Consider the following 5,057-nt stretch of genomic DNA (forward strand, 5'->3'; position numbering starts at 1 on the left):
AGCAACACCCACCGCACCAGCCAACAACTCCGGCAACACCACACCCACCACAGACCGCGGACCACGAACCGGAGCCAACGAGTCGTACTCGTTGGCAGACAGAATCTCGATGTCACCGACTCGGATGGACGGCGTTGCCGTCACGGCGTCGAGGATCCGTACGAGGCGATCGGCGAGAACCCGGACGGTGTCTGCATCGAACAGTTCTGTGGCGTAGCGGAATCCGGCTTCCATGCCGACCGGTGCGCCGGAACTGTCGAATTCTTCCGAGACCGTCAACTGCAGGTCGAAGTTGGAAATGTCGTTGGGTAGCTCGATGCTCTCGATCGACAGTCCGGGCAACGTCACCGTCGGTCGGTCGGTCTGCTGGAACTCGAGCATCACCTGGAACAGCGGCGCATGGGCAGTCGACCTCGCGGGATCGACCGCATCGACCACTCGCTCGAACGGGACATCCGAATGAGTGAACGCGGCCAGGTCGACCGAGCGAACCTCCGAGAGCAGGTCCTCGAACCGTGTCGAGCCGGGCACCTGGGTGCGCAGAACGAGGGTGTTGACGAACATGCCGACGAGCTCGTCGAGTGCGGCGTCTCCTCGGCCCGAGATCGGCGTTCCGACCGAGATGTCCTCGGTGCCCGAGAGTCGGGCCAGAAGGACGGCCAGAGCCGCGTGCACGATCATGAACGCGCTGGAATTGTGCTCGGCGGCAACAGCAGCAAGACGAGCATGGATTGCGGCGTCGATCTCGAAGGAGACGCTGTCGCCACGCAGGGATGCGACCGCGGGACGCGGGCGATCGGTCGGCAACGCCAGGACCTCGGGGCTGCCGGACAGTGTGTCGACCCAGTAGGCGAGCTGCTTGGCCATCATCGACTCGGGATCGGACTCCGCACCGAGGAACCGGCGCTGCCACAGCGCGTAATCGGCGTACTGCACCGGCAACGGTTCCTGGCTCGGTGCGTGTCCTGCGGCGCGGGCGCTGTAGGACACCATCAAGTCACGGGCCAGCGGAGCGCTGGAGAACCCGTCGGAGGAGATGTGGTGCACCACCATCACGAGCACGTGCTCGTTCTCGCGCACCCGAACCAGTCGGACCCGCAGCGGAACATCCGCCACGACGTCGAAACCCGAGCCGGCGACGTCGGCGATCAACTCGAGAACGTGACGCTCGTCGTTCGCGTGAATCGGCGTCAGATCCGGCAGTGCCGATGCCACGTCGAGGATGGACTGCGCGGGAACGTCGTCGGTCAGCGGGAACATCGTGCGCAGCGACTCGTGCCGGCTCAACACGTCACCGATGGCCGAGTGCATCGCGTCGACATCGAGCACACCACTCAGGCGCATGGCGAATGCGACGTTGTAGGCAGCCGACTCGGTGTCGTACTGATTGATGAACCACATTCGCTGCTGCGCGAGCGACAGCGGCACCACATCCGGGCGCTCCTGCGGAACCAGTCGAGGGGCAGCCGCAGCGTCGTGCTCGCCGATGTCGATGCCTGCCGACAACGCTCGCACCGTGGGGGCGTCGAACAGATCCCTGATGCCGATGTCCGTTCCGAGGGCCGCGTTGACGCGCGCGACCAAACGCATCGCGATCAGCGAGTTGCCACCGATCTCGAAGAAACTCGACGTGACACTGACCTGAGCGATACCGAGTAGATCACCGAAGACACCGGCGACGATCTCTTCTACCGGGTTCTCCGGGCCGAAGAACTCCGACGCGGCGACGGTGAATTCCGGCGCAGGCAATGCCTTGCGATCGAGTTTGCCGCTGGCGTTGACCGGCAGCGAGTCCAGGACCACCACGTGTGAGGGCACCATGTACCCCGGCAGGCGGCGCGCGGCCTCGGCCGTCAGCTGTGCGGGGTCGACTGCGGAGCCGGGTGCACCGACCACGTAGGCCACTAGGGTCTCACCGGTGTTCGGGTCCTTGTGCACCAACGCGACCGCCTGTGCGACCGACTCGGATCGAAGGAGAACCGATTCGATCTCGGGCAGTTCGATACGCAGGCCGCGCAGCTTGACCTGGAAGTCCGTTCGGCCGATGTACTCGAGTTCGCCGTCGGCGCGCCAGCGCACCAGATCGCCTGTGCGATAGAGCCTCTCGCCGGGCTCGCCGAACGGATCCGCGACGAAGCGATCCGCTGTGAGATCGCCGCGACCGACGTACCCACGAGCGAGTTGCACGCCGGCGAGATACAGCTCGCCGGGAGCACCGATGGGAGCCGGTCGCAACGAGGCGTCGAGCACGTACAAGCGTGTGTTCCACACCGGTGCGCCGATGGGGATCGAGACGGCGTCGCGGCCGGTCACGTGGTAGTAGCTGACGTCGACGGCCGCTTCGGTCGGGCCGTAGAGGTTGTGCAGTTCTGCGTTGGAGAACTGCGCGAACTGTGCCGCGGTGGCAGGCGGAAGTGCCTCGCCACTGCAGAAGACGAGTCGGAGCGAGACACATTCCGCAGCTCGTCCACCTGCCGCGAACACCGCGAGCATGGACGGTACGAAGTGCGCGGTGGTGATGTGCTCGTCCGCGATGATGCGGGACAGGTAGACCGGATCGCGGTGTCCGTCGGGTTCGGCCACGACGAGCTTGGCACCGACCTGCAGGGGCCAGAAGAATTCCCACACCGAGACGTCGAACGTGGCCGGTGTCTTCTGCAGAACGGTGTCCGCAGGCTCGAGGTGATACTCGTGCTGCATCCACAGCAACCGATTCACGATGGCCGAGTGCGTGACTGCAACACCCTTGGGTCGACCGGTCGAACCGGAGGTGTAGATGACGTACGCGGTGTTGGAGCCGTGCAGTCTTCCCAGTCGATCCGAATCGGTGACAGAGGTGTGGTCGCGATCGGACACGTCGAGCAGATCGACGGCGAGGACCGGAGTTGCGACCGGGATGTTGATCCAGTCGCGGCTCGTGGTGAGGATGCACACAGGCTGGGCGCTGGAGAGGACGTAGGACGAACGCTCGACCGGATGGTCCGGGTCGATCGGCACATAGGCACCACCGGCCTTGACGATCGCGTACATGCCGACGAGCAGGTCGATCGACCGTCGGATCGCGAGGCCGACGTGCGATTCGGTCGTCACGCCGAGCGAGATGAGATGTCTCGCGAGCTGATTCGCACGTTCGTCCAGTTCGAGATAGGTGATGTGCTCGTCCTCGAACACCAACGCGGTCGAGTACGGGCTGCGCTGCACCTGTCGGTCGAACAGACTGCTGAGCGTCATGTCGACGTCGCCGGCCGGGATGTGCTGGTGGACCGGAGGTTCGATCAGCCGTGCGGTGTCGTTCCACTCGAACAGGACGAGTTCCCGCTCTGCGGCGGACAGGATGTCTATGTCACCGGTGCGTACGTCCGTCGACGCCCCGATGGTCGACACGATCCGCAGGAAGCGATCGACGAACCGGTCGATGGTTTCGGGATCGAACAGATCTGTGGCGTAGGTGAACGAGGCCGACAGTGCCCCGGACGGATCCACGGGCTCCTGATCCACGCGCAGCTGCAGATCGAATTTGGCTGTGTCGGTGCTGATCTCCTCGAAATCGACGGTGAGATCGGGTAGCTCCAACGTGACAGCTGCATTGTTCTGGAACTCGAGGAGAACCTGGAACAGCGGCGAGTGGTCGGTCGACCTGACCGGATCGAGTACGTCGACCAGTCGCTCGAACGGGATGTCGGTGTTGTCGAAGGCGGCGAGGTCGGAGCGACGAGTGTCGGCGAGCAGTTCGGCGAAGGTCGCTCGAGGCTCTACCTGCGTTCGCAGCACGAGGGTCCCGACGAACATGCCCACGAGGTCGTCGAGGGCCGCGTCGCCGCGACCCGCGATCGGAGTGCCGACAGCGATGTCCTGAGTGCCGCTCAGCCGCGCGAGCAGCAATGCAAGCGCGGAATGTACGACCATGAACAGCGTCGAGTCGTGTTCGGCAGCAACCGAACTCAACCGAGCGGCGACATCGGCGGGAATCGTGAACGGGGTGACGCTGCCACGCATCGACTGCCGGGTGGGCCGCGGGCGATCGAGTGGCATCGGCAGCACGTCCGGCAGGTCTGCCAGAGCCGTCTGCCAGAACTCGATCTGCCGCGACGCCACCGACGTGGAGTCGCTCTCGTCGCCGAGAACGGCGTGCTGCCACAGTGCGAAGTCCGCGTACTGAACGGTGAGTGGCTCCCACGCCGGAACCGAACCGGCGGAGCGGGCGCCGTAGGCGACCATCACGTCTCGGGCCAGCGGTGCCATCGACGCACCGTCGGCCGCAATGTGGTGGACGACGATGGAGAGCACGAAGCTCTCCGGGCCGGTCCGGTACAGCACCGCTCGGAACGGAAGATCGACCGTGACGTCGAATCCTGTTGTCGCAGCAGCACGGACGAGCTCATCGACCGAACCGGCGTCGACGTCCACCACGTCGAGGGGGAGCTTCGATCCGGTGACGTCCTCGACGGGTGCGATGACCTGGTTCGGCAGATCGCCCACAGTCGGGAACACCGTGCGGAGCGACTCGTGCCTGGACAGGACGTCGCCGACGGCAGCAGCCATCGCACTCACGTCCAGACGACCGGTCAGGCGCACGGTGAGCGGAATGTTGTACGCGGGCGAGGACACATCGAACTGGTTGATGAACCACATCCGCTGCTGCGCGAGAGACAGCGGGATGGAATCGGGCCGGTCGACGGGGACGAGCGCCGGGCGGCGATGCAGCGACGCGCCCTTGGCTTCGGCACGTTCCGCCAGAGTCCGAACCGTCGATGCCTCGAACAGATCCAGCACCTTCAGATCGGTTCCGAGAGCCGAATTGACCCGTGCGATCAAACGCGTGGCCACGAGGGAGTTTCCGCCGAGATCGAAGAAGCTGTCCGTGACACCGACCCGATCGACCTCGAGAACGTCGCAGAACACGGACGCCACCGCGGCCTCGTATTCCGTTTCCGCGGCCTCGAATGCACCCTGTGAACCGAGTTCGGGTTCGGGGAGTGCGGTGCGGTCGAGTTTGCCTGCCGGAGTCAGAGGAATGGACTCCAACATCACGAACGCAGAGGGCACCATGTGCGCAG

General features: G+C 64.9%; 1 protein-coding gene. It reads right to left on the reverse strand.

Annotated elements, in window-relative coordinates; all coding sequences use genetic code 11:
• Positions 1–5,057: non-ribosomal peptide synthetase (locus R3P95_RS25935; protein WP_317549898.1), on the reverse strand; the 5,057-nt coding region annotated here is incomplete at both ends.

It is taken from the genome of Rhodococcus cercidiphylli (assembly GCF_033042225.1).
Taxonomy (GTDB): domain Bacteria; phylum Actinomycetota; class Actinomycetes; order Mycobacteriales; family Mycobacteriaceae; genus Rhodococcoides.